Annotated in this window: 20 protein-coding genes and 1 tRNA gene; 19 read left to right on the forward strand and 2 right to left on the reverse strand. The window is 50.5% G+C overall.

Annotated elements, in window-relative coordinates; all coding sequences use genetic code 11:
- The first annotated feature begins 5 nt into the window (after positions 1-5).
- The 13 genes from EYQ01_08390 (at position 6) to EYQ01_08450 (ending at position 9,390) form a co-directional block, all read left to right on the forward strand.
- On the forward strand, positions 6-347 hold the full coding sequence (locus tag EYQ01_08390; protein HIE65811.1) for a P-II family nitrogen regulator: 342 nt from the start codon (positions 6-8) through the stop codon (positions 345-347).
- Between the two features lie 149 nt (positions 348-496).
- The gene (locus EYQ01_08395) at positions 497-1,252 is read left to right on the forward strand and encodes a 2-oxoglutarate:ferredoxin oxidoreductase (GenBank protein ID HIE65812.1); all 756 of its coding nucleotides are present in this window, start codon (positions 497-499) and stop codon (positions 1,250-1,252) included.
- A 118-nt stretch (positions 1,253-1,370) separates the two neighbouring features.
- Entirely contained in the window at positions 1,371-2,561 is a 1,191-nt protein-coding gene (locus tag EYQ01_08400) for a ferredoxin oxidoreductase (protein ID HIE65813.1), read from the forward strand.
- Positions 2,562-2,577: 16 nt separating this feature from the next.
- On the forward strand, positions 2,578-3,447 hold the full coding sequence (locus EYQ01_08405; GenBank protein ID HIE65814.1) for a ferredoxin oxidoreductase: 870 nt from the start codon (positions 2,578-2,580) through the stop codon (positions 3,445-3,447).
- A gap of 12 nt (positions 3,448-3,459) precedes the next feature.
- Positions 3,460-4,200 (forward strand): ferredoxin oxidoreductase, encoded by a 741-nt coding sequence (locus tag EYQ01_08410; GenBank protein ID HIE65815.1) that lies wholly within the window; start codon positions 3,460-3,462, stop codon positions 4,198-4,200.
- A gap of 85 nt (positions 4,201-4,285) precedes the next feature.
- Complete coding sequence (locus EYQ01_08415; GenBank protein HIE65816.1) at positions 4,286-4,564, forward strand: pyruvate ferredoxin oxidoreductase; 279 nt, start codon at positions 4,286-4,288, stop codon at positions 4,562-4,564.
- Between the two features lie 277 nt (positions 4,565-4,841).
- Positions 4,842-5,372, forward strand: coding sequence for a mismatch-specific DNA-glycosylase (locus tag EYQ01_08420; GenBank protein ID HIE65817.1), 531 nt, complete (start codon positions 4,842-4,844; stop codon positions 5,370-5,372).
- On the forward strand, positions 5,369-6,202 hold the full coding sequence (gene modA, locus EYQ01_08425) for a molybdate ABC transporter substrate-binding protein (protein ID HIE65818.1): 834 nt from the start codon (positions 5,369-5,371) through the stop codon (positions 6,200-6,202). Before EYQ01_08420 ends, modA begins: the two co-directional genes overlap by 4 nt.
- Complete coding sequence (gene modB, locus EYQ01_08430) at positions 6,199-6,882, forward strand: molybdate ABC transporter permease subunit (GenBank protein ID HIE65819.1); 684 nt, start codon at positions 6,199-6,201, stop codon at positions 6,880-6,882. The genes modA and modB overlap by 4 nt, the downstream gene beginning before the upstream one ends.
- The gene (locus EYQ01_08435; protein HIE65820.1) at positions 6,873-7,973 is read left to right on the forward strand and encodes an ABC transporter ATP-binding protein; all 1,101 of its coding nucleotides are present in this window, start codon (positions 6,873-6,875) and stop codon (positions 7,971-7,973) included. The genes modB and EYQ01_08435 overlap by 10 nt, the downstream gene beginning before the upstream one ends.
- A gap of 338 nt (positions 7,974-8,311) precedes the next feature.
- Positions 8,312-8,761 (forward strand): Hsp20/alpha crystallin family protein, encoded by a 450-nt coding sequence (locus EYQ01_08440; protein HIE65821.1) that lies wholly within the window; start codon positions 8,312-8,314, stop codon positions 8,759-8,761.
- A 139-nt stretch (positions 8,762-8,900) separates the two neighbouring features.
- The gene (locus EYQ01_08445) at positions 8,901-9,293 is read left to right on the forward strand and encodes a hypothetical protein (protein ID HIE65822.1); all 393 of its coding nucleotides are present in this window, start codon (positions 8,901-8,903) and stop codon (positions 9,291-9,293) included.
- Between the two features lie 22 nt (positions 9,294-9,315).
- A tRNA-Val gene (locus EYQ01_08450) sits at positions 9,316-9,390 on the forward strand.
- Between the two features lie 109 nt (positions 9,391-9,499).
- On the opposite strand, the gene EYQ01_08455 is transcribed toward EYQ01_08450, so the two are convergent.
- A complete protein-coding gene (locus tag EYQ01_08455) occupies positions 9,500-10,015 on the reverse strand; it encodes a methylated-DNA--[protein]-cysteine S-methyltransferase (protein HIE65823.1) in 516 nt (171 codons plus the stop codon).
- A gap of 242 nt (positions 10,016-10,257) precedes the next feature.
- On the opposite strand from EYQ01_08455, the gene EYQ01_08460 reads away from it, so the two are divergent.
- The 6 genes from EYQ01_08460 to EYQ01_08485 all read left to right on the forward strand — a co-directional run bounded on the left by EYQ01_08460 (position 10,258) and on the right by EYQ01_08485 (position 15,911).
- Positions 10,258-10,773 (forward strand): hypothetical protein, encoded by a 516-nt coding sequence (locus EYQ01_08460; protein ID HIE65824.1) that lies wholly within the window; start codon positions 10,258-10,260, stop codon positions 10,771-10,773.
- A gap of 55 nt (positions 10,774-10,828) precedes the next feature.
- Positions 10,829-11,749 carry a hypothetical protein gene (locus EYQ01_08465; protein HIE65825.1) on the forward strand — a complete coding sequence of 307 codons (921 nt, stop codon included), beginning with the start codon at positions 10,829-10,831 and terminating at the stop codon, positions 11,747-11,749.
- Positions 11,750-11,757: 8 nt separating this feature from the next.
- Entirely contained in the window at positions 11,758-12,207 is a 450-nt protein-coding gene (locus tag EYQ01_08470) for a hypothetical protein (protein HIE65826.1), read from the forward strand.
- A gap of 92 nt (positions 12,208-12,299) precedes the next feature.
- Positions 12,300-13,760 (forward strand): YdiU family protein, encoded by a 1,461-nt coding sequence (locus EYQ01_08475; protein ID HIE65827.1) that lies wholly within the window; start codon positions 12,300-12,302, stop codon positions 13,758-13,760.
- A gap of 54 nt (positions 13,761-13,814) precedes the next feature.
- Positions 13,815-15,029: a hypothetical protein gene (locus EYQ01_08480; GenBank protein ID HIE65828.1), complete on the forward strand. Its 1,215-nt coding sequence runs from the start codon at positions 13,815-13,817 to the stop codon at positions 15,027-15,029.
- Positions 15,030-15,050: 21 nt separating this feature from the next.
- Positions 15,051-15,911 (forward strand): CHRD domain-containing protein, encoded by an 861-nt coding sequence (locus EYQ01_08485; protein HIE65829.1) that lies wholly within the window; start codon positions 15,051-15,053, stop codon positions 15,909-15,911.
- Here the strand turns inward: EYQ01_08485 and msrB are convergent.
- Positions 15,901-16,328 (reverse strand): peptide-methionine (R)-S-oxide reductase MsrB (msrB, locus tag EYQ01_08490; GenBank protein HIE65830.1); only part of this gene is annotated, 428 nt, incomplete at its 5' end. The two genes, EYQ01_08485 and msrB, sit on opposite strands and share 11 nt — an antisense overlap.

Consider the following 16,328-nt stretch of genomic DNA (forward strand, 5'->3'; position numbering starts at 1 on the left):
ATTACATGACCAGTTTAGTGCTTCACCCCATGAAAGAGGTTCGGGTGATTATTCCAGGCGAAGAGCAGAGTTTTGTGATCCAAATACTTGACACGCTCAAGATTTCCGGCTACACGATTATAAAAAACCTTTCCGGGAAAGGACGACATGGTTTTCATGTCTCCCACCCTATGTTTGATGAGACTGAAAGTCTTCTGATGATCATGACGGTCGTCCCGGAAGAGAAGGTGCCCCCGATTCTTTCGGGATTGGCCCCGATTTTAGATCGGGATATGGGCGTAATGTTCGTCAGCGATGTTGCCGTCAGCCGTCTGGAGCATTTTTCTGAGCCACAGGGAGATGGATGACAGGATATGCCGTGAGATGGTTCATTACCTTTTAAATTGACAAACCTTCAGTTGCTGTCATATTATTGAAAAAAATTAGCGACTTTGTGTGCCGCTAGGAAGTGGGTATTCTTCCAAGCAAGTGCTATAATAATCCAACAGGAGTTAAGATGGGACAAGAAAAGGAATCAGCGTATCGTGTTGTGTCAGGTCCGGAGGGGCTTCTTCCTCCCGCGGCGGCCCTTATGGGAATTACTCTGCCGGAAGAAGGGGACGGATTGGTAGAGGGAAGCATTGTCAGTGAAGCCGAAACCATGAAGGCTGCGGCAACGGCCCTTTTGACCCGTAAAAACCCGACCCTTTTCCCGGGCCCTTTAATGCTCTGGGGCTGGGATGCGCATACCCGGGAGAAGACGGCGCCCTTTTTTGAGGTAGCGGCGGAGATTCCGGGGGTCCGAATTATTCCGATGCCTGATTATCGGCCCATTTATCCAAAAATTGACCCGGAGGCGGTGATCAATCCCTGCCATCCGAATCTAACCATCTGGCACAACAAGATCGAGGCCTGTGTCTTCATCGGCGTCCACTGCCATTATGCAAATATAACACTGAAGATGGTCCGCGCGGGGACGAATTGTTATACCATTGCCCTCTGTGCGGAAGCCGGACATGAAGATGCGATGGCCTCCATTCCTAACTTTGATGCTGAAAAGCTTGTCCGGTTCCGGGACGCTTTGAGGCAGGTGAAAAAAGACGGGCTCAAACCCCGTTACGAAGGACAAGGAATTATCCCGAGCGGATGGGTCCAGGTGGCCGGTTTGACGGGTGCAGATGTTTCAAAGCCAGACGAGAATAGCTCTTTTGACGGCCTTTCGACTGAGTTCGCACATGAATTGGCGAGTGGTTTGGACGAAAATGAAGAGTAGACACAGATTTTGCCGGTTGGTACTTGGCGATCTGAAAATGGGGGTCATATAAGTGAGCGATGTGGTGAAGGAAAAAGAGGAGGCGCATCTTCGAGGAGATGATCCTCGGACGGATGTCATTACCGAGAAGGTAACTAAGGAGGAAATAGAAGAGGAAAAGAAGGGTGCTGCGGCCCAAAAAGTTGTTGACCCGGACTATCTCTTTTTAAAGGCCCCCAGAGAAAAACAGTTTATCACGGGGAGTGAGGCCGCGAAGGAGGCCATTCGTCGTGCGAATGTCGACATTGCCATTGCCTATCCCATTACCCCTCAGAGCGAGACGATGCAGCAGGTGGGGTATCTCTACGCAGAAGGCTATGTTAAAGACTATTATCGGGCGGAAGAGGAAATCGGCGTCATGTCCGCTATTGCGGGGGCTTCCCGTGCGGGTGTGCGCTGTTTGACCGCGACTTCCGGACCGGGCCTCATGCGGGGGATTGAGCAAATACAGGCCTGGCCCGGTGGCCGTCTGCCTTCCGTTTTGCTGGTCATGTGCCGCGTTATCAATGCGCCCCTGGCAATTCAACCAGACAATCTCGAACTCTCTTTTCTCCTGAACTCTGGCGGAATTCTCCTCCATGGTGAAAATCAGCAGGATTTTTATGATTATGCCCTTGCCGCCTTCATGATCGGAGAAAAGGCGGAGGTGACGCTTCCAGTGGCGGTTGCCGTTGACGGGTTTTTTGTGACCCATGCCCGGGGATGGGTTTCCACGCCGGCTGAGAATCTGAAACTTCCTCCTCGGCAGCCTTATCACGAAGCCGTTCCCATGATGGACAATGAAAATCCGCCTATCCGGATTTCCCGTGATGCGCCGATTCAAAAGTCGAACTTCATCTCCTACCAGATGCACGCCTCATGGCAGCAGGAAATATGGGCGGCCCAGGAGCGTTCGCGCAAATGGATTTCCCGATGGCTGGATGGACTGATCGAGGTGGTGAACCCCAAGGCGAAGACGATGATTGTCGCCTCCGGCGGAGCGGTTTCCCAATCGCGTGAAGCGGTCCGGCAGGCGACGGAACAGGGCTTGGACGTGGGACTGATCAAGATTAAATCGATCCGCCCCTTCCCCGTAAAGGAGCTGATTGAGGGACTGGACCATGCCGAAAAGATCATTATTCCGGAATTTAACTATGTCGGATGGTTGCACAAAGAGGTCAGGGCGATTCTCCCCCGTGTCGAACGGATCGTTCCCGGTCCGCGCGTCTTTGGCGGGATGTCCATGCCGACGGAGTTGATTATGGAAAAAATTACCGGCGAGTATAAATAATAAGGAGGTTTGGACTATGTCTTTTGAAACGATAACGGTCGCCCCGGATTTTAAGAAGTACCTGCCGAAGGAGTATCAGGATTTAATTGACGATGGGCCTTTTGTCAGGCCGCGTAAGGTTTCTGAGTTGGGATCCTTCAAAGAAGCCATCGAAGAGCATCCGATGTGTGCCGGTTGTGCCATGACCCTTTTTATCCGATTGACTTACGTGGCGCTTCCCAGCCTGGAACATTCTGTCATTGTGGGGACGGCAGGATGCGGGCGTTTGGCGATTTCACAGGGTGCGGTTCCTTTTATTTATGGGAACTACGGGGATACCAATGCGGTGGCCTCCGGATTAAAGCGGGGTCTTGACATTCGTTTTCCCAACCAGCCCAAGGATGTCATTGTCATGGCCGGGGACGGCGGTTTGGCCGACATTGGCTTCCACGCGGTCATGCACTCCTGGTTCAGGAACGAGAAATTTACGACGATTATGCTGGACAATGAGGTCTATGGAAACACCGGGGGACAGGAAAGTGGTATGACCCTGAAGGGGACCGTCATGAAGATGGCACCCTTAGGGAAAAAGGGCGAAAAAATGGACATGATTGCCCTGGCAAAAACCTCGGGTGTGGCCTATATCGCCCGGTTGGCGCCGACCAATCCGACCCGCGTGGTCAATACTATCAGAAAGGCCGTCCTGATTGCACGTGAAGTGGGTCCAACCTATATCCAGGCCTATACGTCTTGCAACATAGAATATGCCATTCCCACCCCCCTGGTCATGGACGATGCGCGGGAGGTTGAACAGGATCGATACGGGTTTATGGAATATTTTACCGACGAGGCTAAGAATTACTGGGACAACACCGGGCGAAAAATTAAAGCCCCGATCAAGAAATAAAGGAGACTTGGTATGGCATCTGCGGAAAAAGCGGTAAGACGGTTTAGTATCCGGATGGCCGGAATCGGCGGTCAGGGTGTGGTCACGGCATCCCATGTTCTGAGTAACGGGGTGATTCTGGATGGCGGAGAAAGTACACTGGTGCCTTTTTTCGGTTCAGAAAAAAGGATGGCCCCGGTTGAGAGCTATGTGCGGATTTCCACGGATGCGATCTATGAAATCGGTGAAATCATATACCCCAACCTGATCATCATCTTTCATCCCCAGGTCATTACGCATGGGAAGTCCTATACGATGCCTTTCTACTGGGGGCTGAAGAAAGACGGGGTGGTCCTGATCAACAGTGAGAAGCCCGTGGAGATGATTCCGGATCAGGTTCGGGAGCTGGAGGAAATGAATGCCAGCGTCTTCTATCTTCCTGCAACCAAGATCGCCGTTGATATCGCGGGAACCGAGTTGGCGACCAACATGGCGATGGTCGGCGCCATCTCAGGGATTCTGAATATGCCCGGTGAAGAAGCGCTTGCGAAGTCGGTGAAGGAGCGTTTTGTCGGAAAGGGAATTGTGACCTCCGGAGGAACGGCCTCGCTCGATAGTGTCATTGAGAAAAAATTTGCAAAGAAAGCGGAACTGGTGTCCAAGAATGCCGCCGCAGTGAAGGCGGCCGCTCAATATGCCCGCGACCATGGCTGGGACAAGTGGCAGCAGAAGCGTCTGGCGGCGGTGAAAGAGCAGGCTGTCGGGGTAAACTAGGTCCCGGCGGTAAAACGGCAATCCGGCTATCGGTAAGGTCTTCTAGTAATGATTGATCTTAAGTTTTAATTTTTGGAGGAAGAGCATGTATTCAGTTGCAGATATAGACGTTGACATATGCGGGGCGACAAAATGTCGCTTGTGCACTCAGTTCTGCCCGGAGTCGAACACGATTATGTATGACTCCATCAGGAAGACCGCTTATGTTTCTGTCGACCGGTGTAAAGGGTGTGAAATTTGTGTCGGGATCTGCGACGACCTGGCAAAACATGAGGCTATCCAGATGCTTCCCGTCGACCAGGTGGTAGACGGGTTTAATATGAGCAAAATAGGATTCAAGGACTCCTTGGTCGAGGCAAAGTAGCGCTTCTCCAGCATGAACATTCGAGGCTGATTCGGGAACCCCGGATCAGCCTTTTCTGTTTCTATTCTACATTATAGAGATAGGGGTCAAAAAGTATGCGCTGTCCAAAGTGCGGTAAAGAAACCGATCCTTCCATCGCGTGGTGTAATCATTGTCTCACCGAATTCCCTTCCTCGATGCCCCGTTTTCATGGTTGTCCTGAATGCCGTCACGAAAATGATCCGGATGCGGTTTATTGTGAGATCTGCCACGAACACCTTCGTCCGGGACAGACTGAGTGACAACTGGCAAGGAGGTAGCCACCCTCCCGGATATCCTGGAAGACGATCTCGATATTGTCTTCGTCGGGATCAACCCGGGGGTCTATTCCGCCGAGCAGAGACATTATTATGCCCACCCCACCAATCTATTCTGGCCGATGCTTTATCAATGTGGTCTTATCCCGAAACTCCTCAAACCGGAGGAGGACTGGAAATTGACCCGTTTTCGGATGGGCTTGACCGATACCGTGAAACGTGTTACAGAGAGCGCCAAAGACCTGTCGGCATCAGAGCGAAGAGAGGGCGGGGAGATTCTACGACGAAAGATAAGGTTCTATTCTCCCCGAACGGTCTGTTTCAATGGATTAAGCGCTTATAGCGCGCTGTTCGGGCGATGTGAGGGTCCGGGACCGAAGGATCCACTCATCGGAACAAGCCGACTTTTTGTCCTTCCCTCCACCAGCCGTCGAAACGCCTATTACCAGAAGGATGACATCCTGCATTGGTTCACCCAACTTCGACTATTTTCACAGAAATCGCTCCTATGAGACCCTCCCGGATCGCGCCAGTGGCTTCCCTCTGGATGATACTGATCCTCGGGCTTATTATCGTGGGACCTCTGTTGGAACCACGGTCCCTTTATGGTCAAAGCGCAAAGGCTTCGGGAAAGACCTTGTTGATCGCGGCGGCATCCAACCTGCGCTTTGCGATGAACGAAATCGTTGATGAATTTGGGAAAGCGTTTCAGGCAGAGGTGAAAGTTGCGTACGGATCCTCCGGGAGTTTCACTGCCCAGTTGATGGCCGGAGCCCCCTTTGACCTTTTTTTTTCAGCGGATGAGGCTCTGCCTCAGAAGCTTATTTCTAAAGGACTTGCGTTGGAGGATACCCTGTACCGATACGGAACAGGACAGATTGTCCTTTGGGTCGCTAATCGTTCCCCGATTCGTCTTGAAAAAGATGGGATGAAAGCACTGCTGCACCCTTCCGTGCACAAGATTGCCATTGCCAATCCACGCCATGCGCCATACGGGGCTGCCGCAGTCGCGGCATTACAAAATGCAGGCCTCTATGAAGGCCTTCGCTCACGCCTTGTCTTTGGTGAGAATATTTCAGAAGCGGCTCATTTTGTTCGTGCGGGATCGGCAGAGATTGGGATCCTTTCTTATGCACACGCGATCGGTTCACCTCTGAAAGAATCCGGTCGGTTCTGGCCGATCCCGACCTCATCTTATCCCCCCTTGAACCAGGCCACGATTATTCTAGGTCAAAGCCGCAACGTTCCTTTGTCCAAATCCTTCGTCACATTCATGATTGAAGGTTTAGGGAGAGAGATCATGGAGCGCAACGGTTATCAGACCCAAGGACATTCAGGATGAATTGGGAGGCCTTCTGGCTATCAATGAGGCTGGCTTCCCTGACCTCGCTCATTCTCCTCTGCATCGGCCTTCCCCTGGCGTACTGGATTGCAAGGTCTTCGTGGCGGTGGAAGTTTCTTGTCGAGGCGGTGGTCGCCCTTCCGATCGTCCTTCCTCCAACGGTCCTTGGATTTTATTTGTTGACCGCGATGGGCTCCCGCAGTGCCCTCGGTCGTTTTTACCAGGAGATGACCGGTTCTCCGCTGGCCTTCACCTTCGGAGGTCTTCTGGTTGCGTCCATCTTTTATTCACTTCCCTTCACAATACAACCCCTTTCAATGGCATTTTCTGCGGTAGAGGAGGGGCTGATTCAGAACGCCTGGATTCTTGGACGTTCCAGATTGATGACCTTTTTCACCGTCATCCTTCCCTTGTCCTATAAAGGAGTGATCACGGCATTCATTTTAAGCTTTGCACATACTGTTGGGGAATTTGGTGTCGTTTTAATGGTGGGTGGCAATATTCCCGGAATCACTCGAACCATCTCCATCGACCTCTATGATCAGGTACAAGCTCTGAACGACGAGGGGGCTTCAGAGACGGCCATGTTCCTACTGATTTTTTCCTTTGTATTTCTGTCCCTCGTCTACTTTGTTGACCGGAAAAAGGATAGAAAGAAGAGGGTGAAACGGTGGGGCTGACAGTAGATTTCGAGTACGTTTTTGAAGAAGGAGGTTCTCTCACGGCAGGGTTTACCCTCCCGAATAATTCCCCCGGGATCACTGTTCTCTTTGGGCCTTCCGGAAGTGGGAAGAGTACACTGCTTCATTTTCTCGCAGGAATAAAAAAACCGGATTCCGGTAGCATCCGTTTTGGGCAGCAGACCTGGTTCGACGACAATCAAAAAGTTTTTCTGTCTCCTCAAAAGAGGTCAGTGGGCCTTCTTTTTCAGGACTATCCCCTGTTCCCTCATCTCACGGTTTCAGGGAACATCGGTTTTGGTTTAAACCGGCTTCTTTTGCCCGAAAGGAAAGACCGCATCCGATCCTGGAGTGATCTCCTGAACCTACAGGGGAAAGAGGAGCGATACCCGAACACGCTCTCGGGCGGAGAACGACAACGGGTTGCCCTGGCACAAACCCTGGCCCCTCAACCGGATCTGGTTCTCCTGGACGAACCTTTTTCCGCACTGGACCGGCCCATGCGGGCTGGTGTTCGGGCGGAGGTCAAGCGCATAATTTGCAATACAGGGAAGGCGGCCATTCTGGTCACGCACGACCTGGAGGATGCTCTGGCCCTGGGGGACCACATTATTATTCTTTCTCAAGGGAAAGTCCTTCAGAAGGGGAGTGCCCTGGAGGTTTTCGGCCGCCCGGCGCTTCCCTCTGTAGCCAAGATTGTCGGTGTGGATAATCTTCACCCTGCAAGCGTCATAGAAACGATTGACGGCATGGCAGTCCTTGCGGTCGGAAAGGGAAGGCTCCTGGCGGTTGCTCCGGTCGATCAGGTTGCGGCGGTTGCGCCAAAACAGGACTGTTTTATCTCATTCCGGGCAGAAGAAGTGATCCTGGAAAGAGGGAAGCCTCGGCAGAGCAGTGCGCGAAACCACTTATCCGGTAACATTAAGGAGATAATTTCAGTCGGATCTCAGATGCGTGTCATGATTGATTGTGGATTTTTGCTCACCGCGAGTATCACAAAACAGGCCGTCGAAGATCTCTCCCTCCGTCCTGGAGAAGAAATCACCGCGGTCATTAAAGCCTCCGCCATCCAGATTCTCCCAACCGAATAACTGTAACTATTCAGCACACCCCTCTTTTGGCTTCGCGAGACCCATCCTCCATGGCGGTGTTGCTGTGGTGCTCGAATCCTCACGTATAAACCATACGCTCCGGGTTCTGCGCGCCTTGCGCCTTTCCCTGAAGGAATGGGTCTCGCGAAGCCAAATAGGGGCATGCTGAATAGTCACAACTGGGATATAAAATCGTCGTATGTTATTTCATCCCGGCATTGTAGGTTTGTATTGATGGGGGGGGGTTGATTTTGCCTGGAAAAGGATTATCTATAATTCAGGCCGAAACTGCCTTCGACGGAAGGTAAGCAACCACATTTTAATGAAGGAGGAGAACAATGGCAATTGTAAAATGGGAGCCTTATCATGAACTCACGACAGTACAGGATAGCTTGAATCATATCTTTTCGGATTCGTTCAGGTCATTTTTTGATGAGGAGCAAGAACGGCCTCTTCAAGACTGGATCCCGACAGTCGATATTTATGAAGATCCCGATAAGATTAAGTTGGATGTCGAACTTCCCGGCATGGAAATGAAGGAAATCGGTGTGAATCTTGAAAACAACGTTCTCAGGATCTGCGGGGAGAAAAAACTGGAAAATGGCGACAAGAAGGATAATTACCGCCATGTTGAAAGAGTCTCCGGACGATTTTTCCGTTCCTTCACCCTGCCCAATACGGTTGACCAGGAAAAGGTCAACGCGACATATAAAAACGGTGTCCTGACGGTGGACCTCCCGAAAAAGGAAGAGACCAAGCCGAAGAATATTGAAATAAGTGTACAGTAACTCTCTCAACTTCAGGCGCCGTCCTGCCTTATCTCAGGGCGGGGCCTGGCTTTTTTATTCAATTGAAAAATTCTGAAATTCGGGATACAATCATTTTTCCAGATTGGATGATTAAGCTTCTGATTGGTGAGAAAGAGAGATGGCTCGAGAGAAAATCTTCTGGAAGATGAAAATAGTGTTCTTTGTGGGTGTGATCTCCGGTCTCATGGGCTGTGCCGCCCTGGACGACCACACAAAGTATCATAAGCAATACTATGATGGAGAAGCCCGGCTGAGGCTGGGAATGACGATGGATGAGGTAAAGGCCGTTCTGGGAGAAGCCATCGGTTTTCATCGGCGTCAGATTTCCCGGGACGAATTAAGAGAGATATGGGTCTATCATGTCAAAACGAAAGACCCACGCACGCGTCATTTCTATCCGGACACAAATCTCATTGTCTTCAGCAACGGAAAACTGGTCGCCAAAAATCCGCGTAACCCGATGGGGCCTGCGGTGCGGATGGTCAGAGATCGGAATATCCCCTCACCTTAATTGGTTTAATCCACAAAGAGATGGGTGATTAGCTCAGTGGTAGAGCGCTTCCTTCACACGGAAGAGGTCGCTGGTTCGATCCCAGCATCGCCTACCAATCAAAGCGAATATATCCAACGCACCCTGCTGCTTCCATTGCTTCGCAAGACCTCCATCGATATTCTTGGCTCTCCCGGACAGGGTTTGGCGAGCGAGTCGGCCTTGTACTAGGGAGTGAACGGCTCTTGTTCCAGTTTCAGTAACTTTTTTTTTGCTTGTAACCCACCCGCATAGCCGACAAGTTCCCCTTTGCTGCCAATAATACGATGACAAGGAATAAGGATAGAGATTGCATTCGCCCCATTTGCATTTGCGACGGCTCTGACGGCTTTTTTATTGATAATTTTTTCTGCAAGATTTAGATAGCTTGAGCTTGTCCCAAAGGGAATTTTCAGCAGTGCATTCCAGACGCTTTTTTGAAATTCAGTCCCGATCATCAGAAGTGGAATATCAAAATATTCTCTTTTATGATCAAAATATTCGACCAACTGTTTCCGGGTTCTTCTTAAAATCGCATTATCTTTTTCTATAAAGGTTGTTTGAAGACCCTTGCAAAGTCTTGCGTCTATTGTGGTTCGCATTCTCCGATATCGCCAATCACACATGCAAAGTTTTTCTTCAAAAGAACCTAACACCAATTCTCCATAGGATGTTTTATAATACTGGATATTTATGCGATTCATAAAGGTCCTGCTAACAGGAAAAAGATAAAAATCAGGCCACGACGCATCATAATACACTCTTTTTCAAATTTTAAACCAGGTTCCTGTGCTTGATATATCCATGGTGGGCGCAATCCCCGTCCCTCTGGGGCGGAGCCCTTTAAACCCAATTCCTTCTCCGCTTGACACCTTCTCTCATGATTGGAGATAATGTAGGCAGTTGGGTGATCCGAACGATGTTTTCCGGGAAGGGAGGAATGCACATGAAGCGGTTATTGGCTATTGTTGTGATCGGTTTCAGCCTCATACTTTTTTTGGATAAATCGGGGTATGGGGATCAGTTCGGGCGGACAGGGAATCTTTATATCCTCGTGAAATCAGATAAAAATATTTATGAATTCGGAGAGCCGATTGTCCTTAAGCTGACCGTTTACAATGGGACATCAGAGCCTTTGTTCGTCAGTCGTAGAATTGACCCCTCTGAGCAGGTTCAATGGGAGCTTTTCCGTGAAGGCTTTGGTTTTGTTCCACTCAAGGCGAATACGACGGAACCGCTCACGCCTGATGATTTCGCCCATCTCGAACCGGATGATGAGATTGGCGAGGCCTATCCAAACCTTTCGGAGATTTTACTGACCCCGGTCCCTTTGGAAGAAGGACTCTATGGTCTACGGATTACCTATGTCAATGAGGAAAAGATAAAAGGGCCGGAGACCTGGACTGGCGTGATCATTACCAACCGCCTCACGTTTCGAATCAAAGCGAAGACGAAGCTTTAGAGATCCCGCCTGAATATCCATTGCGGACGGAACTTGCGTTTTCTGTTGGAGGGTCATGTCGATATCAAGGCCCTTTGTCAGCCGGGTCGGTCTACTGAAAAATCTCAGTAGGCATTTGCTTCACGGCCAATGGGCAGCCATGATCGGTGGCCCGATGATTGGAAAGAGCTTTCTGGCCGCACGATTGACTGACCTCATTCATGATGCGAAAACCCGAGCTGTTTTGGTCTCACCCAGAGAAATCAAACAGCATTCTGAGTGGTGGTCTTTATTGTCACGGGCCATTCTCTCTCAGGGGTTTTCATCCGGTCATCATAATCATGTTTTGAAATCTCCCAACTCCTCTTCAGAGTTGATGTCTCAGCTTCAGGGTCTGGATGAAGAGAGAACGGCTGAGAGGAAACTCATCCTCCTCATTGATGATTGCGAACGGATTTCAGACTGGTCGGAAGATCTGATCTTAGAGATTGTGGAGTTGTCGAGCATCCTGCCTTCTCTTCACGCGATATGTTGGATTGGCGGTCCGGGGTGGGGAGATTGGGTGGTCGAGCATCGGGAGGTGTTCAAGGTTCCCGTTCGGTGTTATCCTCTTTCGGTGGTCCCTATCCGGGAGGCCCGCGCCATACTTCTGGAGCATGTGGGTCCTGAGGAAGCAGATCGGGTTTGGCATGAAACTGGGGGGCACCCCTTTCTCCTCGAAAGATATTTTGGAAACGAGAAGCGAATGCAGCCTCGTGACCTTTGCGAACGGCTCTGGCAAGAACTTCGCCCGGAAGAGAAGACGCTCCTGTCGCAACTCGACCCGAATGGAGGCTGGATGTCTCTGGAGGATGTAAGCGGTGTGGACGGCCACCGGATCGAGAAGGCACTGATCGATCGTCTTTGCATGCTGGGTCTTACCGTGAGAACCCTGGACCAGGGGCGTGCGGTCCTTCGGATCACGTCGCCCCTGCTTACCTCCCGAAGGAAAATATGATGGAGCCGATGCCTCAAAAAGAGTCGATTAAAACCCTTCACATTCTTTACCCAATTTTTAAAGAAGAGGTCTATCGCCGACGGGCTGCAATGGCCAGGATTTCCCGGCGCGGAAGCCTTTTATTTGTAAGCCTTTCGATTCTGATTCTTTTTAATCCTGAGAGACTCTTATTCTCACCCTCTTTGAAGTCCCTTGTAATCATCGGAATCGGTCTCGCTACGGCCCTTCTGGTCACCCAGATTATTCAGGAAAAGCGCCGTCATGAAAAAGCAAAACGACAGCTCATCACCCTGGAAAAGGGCCTCGGGCTTTTTGAATCAGGGCGCTATCTTCCGGAAGAAACACTCTATCCCGTCGAATGGCAGGAAAGCCCCGGTCGTGATGCGGGGATGATTCTCTCGCTCGTCGGGGTGATCGGGACCGGGATAGTCCTGAGCTTGATCGTTTTGATTCTGTAAACCCCTGTTTCAATACATAGAGTTGTTTAGACGGTTCTTCCTGTAATAGGATAGAGAGAGGAAACAAGCGTGATCACTCAGGAATCTCGCACTTGAAAACACTCAAGCAGCTTGAATTTAACAATACATTCCATCGTTTGGGGAAGCCCTTTTATTCCGAAGTCCAACCGCAGGGGATTTCCAGACCTTTCCTGGTTTCTGCGAGTGAAGGTGTGGCGCGGTTGATCGGCCTGGACCCGGATGAGATTTGCACGCCATATTTTATCGATTTGTTCTCCGGCCAAGCCCTTCTTCCGGGATTTCAAGCCCTAGCGATGGTCTATTCCGGTCATCAGTTCGGTTTCTACAGTCCGCAACTGGGAGATGGGCGGGCGCTTCTTTTGGGTGAAGTGGATGGCGAAACCGGAAAATGGGACCTTTCACTTAAGGGGGCAGGAATGACACCGTATTCCCGCAGCGGGGACGGTCGGAGTGTTCTGAGATCGAGTATCCGGGAATTTCTTTGCAGTGAAGCGATGGCGGGTCTCGGCATTCCGACAACCCGGGCCTTGTGTGTGATTGGAGGCGAGGACCCGGTCTACCGGGAGACCCTCGAAAAGAGCGCCACGCTTGTTCGTGTGACGGAAAGCCATGTCCGGTTCGGGACCTTTGAATATTTTCACTACTCGGAAAAACCTGAAGTCTTGAAGCGCCTTGCGGACTATGTGATCTCTCATCATTTTCCAGAGGCCCTGGCGTCTGATGAAAAATACCCGCATTTTTTTGGAGAGGTCATCCGACGAACCGCAGTGATGATTGCGCATTGGCAGGCCGTCGGGTTTGCCCACGGGGTGATGAATACAGACAATATGTCGATTCTGGGTCAGACCTTTGATTATGGTCCCTTTGGTTTTATGGAGGATTATGATCCTGGATATATCTGCAATCATTCGGATGTAAAGGGCCGCTACGCCTTTCAACAGCAGCCGGCCATTGGGTTAACCAATCTAAACGCCTTGGGGTATGCCTTGTCGTCGTTGATGCCGAATGAAGATTTAATCCGGCAACTTCAGAAGTATGAGCCGACTCTAGATGATTGCTACGCGGGTTTGATGCGTAAAAAAATGGGCTTGTTGGGAGAACAGAAAGAAGATCCTCTGTTATGGACCGACCTGCTTCAGCTCATGGAAAATGGCGGGATTGATTACACGATCTTATTCAGAACGCTGTCTGAATATTCAATTGGCGGCACAAATACTGAACTTTGCAAATTGTTTAAGGATCAAGAGGCACTCGGTGACTGGCTGGATCGATATGATGACCGCCTGAAGCAGCAGGAGGACACAGAGCCCTCTCGGAAGGAAAGGATGAAGGCGGTCAATCCAAAATATATCTTAAGGAACTACCTCGCGCAGCGCGCCATCGAGAAAGCCGAAAAAGAGCAGGATTATTCCGAGGTGAACCGCCTGCTCAGCCTACTCTATCATCCTTTTGATGAACAAGAAGGGATGGAAGCTTATGCAGAGGCACCCCCAGATTGGGGGAAATCACTTGTGATCAGTTGCTCTTCTTAATGAGAATGTTGTATGTATATTAAGGAAACAGTCGGTCAATTTCTAGGATAGACGATGAGTAATGTCACATGCATGTCTCAAGGGTTTTCCCTGACAGCCATTGAGACCGAAGCGCCGGGCTCTGTGCCCCGTTCGAGCCTTAGGGCACTGGCCCTTCTGATTTTGTTACTACTTTTCCCTGGAATGGCCTTTGCCCTGCCTCAGTTCCCTCTGCGTTTTGGTTCAGGAATATACGAGGGCCATCATCAGCATGAGGGTGGTGTGCAGACCATGGATTGCCGTGCCTGCCATGTCAACCCCACGGGCGGGGGGATGCGGAATCAGCATGGCCGATCTTTTTCTATTGAAAAACTCCCCTGGACGGGTTTGAATAAGGAGGCACAAGAGACGGTCGAGATGCTCGAAAAGTTCCCTTATCTCTCCATCGGAAGCGACTTTAGATTTGCCTATCTTCAGGCCGAAAGCGAGTCGAATTCCCCCTTTAAAGACAGTTTTTTTACCATGCAGTCTGATCTCTATCTGGCCTTTACCCCCACCGACCACCTAACGATTTACTACCAGGACGGGCTTCAGCAAAACAGAGAGGCCTTTGCCTTGATTCATTCTCTTCCGGCCAACGGGCATTTCAAATTTGGAAAATTCCTGCCGCCCTATGGCTTAAAGCTCGCAGAGCATACCTCTTTTATCCGGGAAAAACTGGGGTTCGCGAATGTCTTTGGAAAGGCGTCGGAGAGCGGCCTCGAAGTTGGATTTGGAGAAGAGGTCTGGTTCGGAAACGCCGCCCTCTTCAACGGCTCCGGTGCGGCACCCGATGAAAACCATGAGAAGGGGGTTTCAGCAACCGGCGGTATCAAAACCCCCCGGTTCTGGCTCGCGGGATCTTTTTATCGGAACCAGACCGGGAAAGATGCGTCCAACAAAGTCACTCGTCAATACTTCGGGGTTTATACTGCTTTTTACCTTCAGAACGTATCTTTCCTTGGAGAATGGGATCACATCTCGGTGGAAAATACGACCCTCAAGACCGATGGGCAGGTGGCCTATGCCGAATTGAACATGCTCCTGAAGCCCGGGGTGGTTGCAAAAATTGTCTATGATTATTATGATCCAGACCAAAATAACTCGGGGGACCGCCGGGAACGGATGACCGTGGGGGTCGATCTTTATCCCTACCCCTTCATCGAGGTCTTGATTCAGTATCGAATGAACAAAGAAGAGATCGAGAGTAAAAACGATCAGTTTTTGGTGATGGCCCACCTTTTCTTTTAAATCATACAGGGGAGAAAGACAATGAGAGCATGGCAATCAATTGGTTTTAGACTTTTTTTTATCACGGGACTGTTGGTAATGGCTGGATGCGGAAGTCTCAGCGACGACTCCACTACATCTCTTTTTCCTGGACTACTGACCGGTGGTCAGGAGGTCCCGCCAGTGACCATCAGCGCAACAGGGACCGGCTCCTTCGTCCTGAACGCAACCAAAACCGCACTGACCTATGATATTACGGTCGACGGGTTGAGCGGTGCTGGAATGACCGGGGCTCATTTTCACAATGCGGCTGCCGGATTAAATAGCGCGGTAGAGAGGAATATAATCGGAGATTTTGCAGTGGGTACCGGTACTGCAACTGGGGTCTGGAGTAACACTGATGTGCCATCACTCAGTGATTTCTTGACCGAATTCGAGGCAGGAAGAATGTACGTTAATGTCCATACGGTGGCTAATCCAGGGGGAGAAATCCGCACACAGGTGATCTTGACGCCAGCCGGGAGCAGCGGCTTCACGGCCAAAATCGACAGTCTGCAAGAGGTTACACCACCAACGATTACCACCATCCCAACCGGGACCGGCACCTTTACCCTTAATTTGGCGAAAACCGAACTGACATTCGTGGTTACGGTGACCAACCTGAGTGGAGTAATCACCAATGCCCATTTTCATAATGCAGCTGCCGGAGTCGATGGCGGATTTGTTCGAACGATTTTCGGAGATTTCATCGGGAATACTGCAACCGGGGTCTGGAGAAGCACTGATTCGCAGTCACTCACTCCTTTCGTGACCGCACTTGAGGCGGGAAACATCTACGTCAATATTCATACTCTTGATAATGGACCGGGAGAAATCCGTGGGCAGGTTATCCCTAATCTTTAGCGGCGATAAACTTTAAGGCCAGACCATTATTGCACCAGCGTTTTCCGCTGGGTTTGGGACCATCATTGAAGATGTGTCCCTGATGACCATCGCAGCGTGCGCAATGATACTCGGTTCGGGGAAATAACATTTTAAAATCTATTTTGGTTTCAAGACGGCCCTCAATCGACCTAAAAAAACTCGGCCAGCCGGTTTTGCTGTCGTATTTCATCTCTGAGGTAAAGAGCTCAAGCCCACAGCCGGCACAGGCATAAACGCCTGGACCGTACTCCTTGTCCAGAGGGCTCGAAAAAGATCGCTCGGTCCCTTCCCTTCTTAAGATCTCATAGCGGTCGGGCCGCAAGAGTTTTCTCCATGTTTCATCCGTTCTTATTATTTTTTTGAATGTTCCGCTTTGGCTTTTGGAGAAAACCCTGG

It is taken from the genome of Candidatus Manganitrophaceae bacterium (assembly GCA_012960925.1).
Classification (GTDB): domain Bacteria; phylum Nitrospirota; class Nitrospiria; order SBBL01; family JAADHI01; genus DUAG01.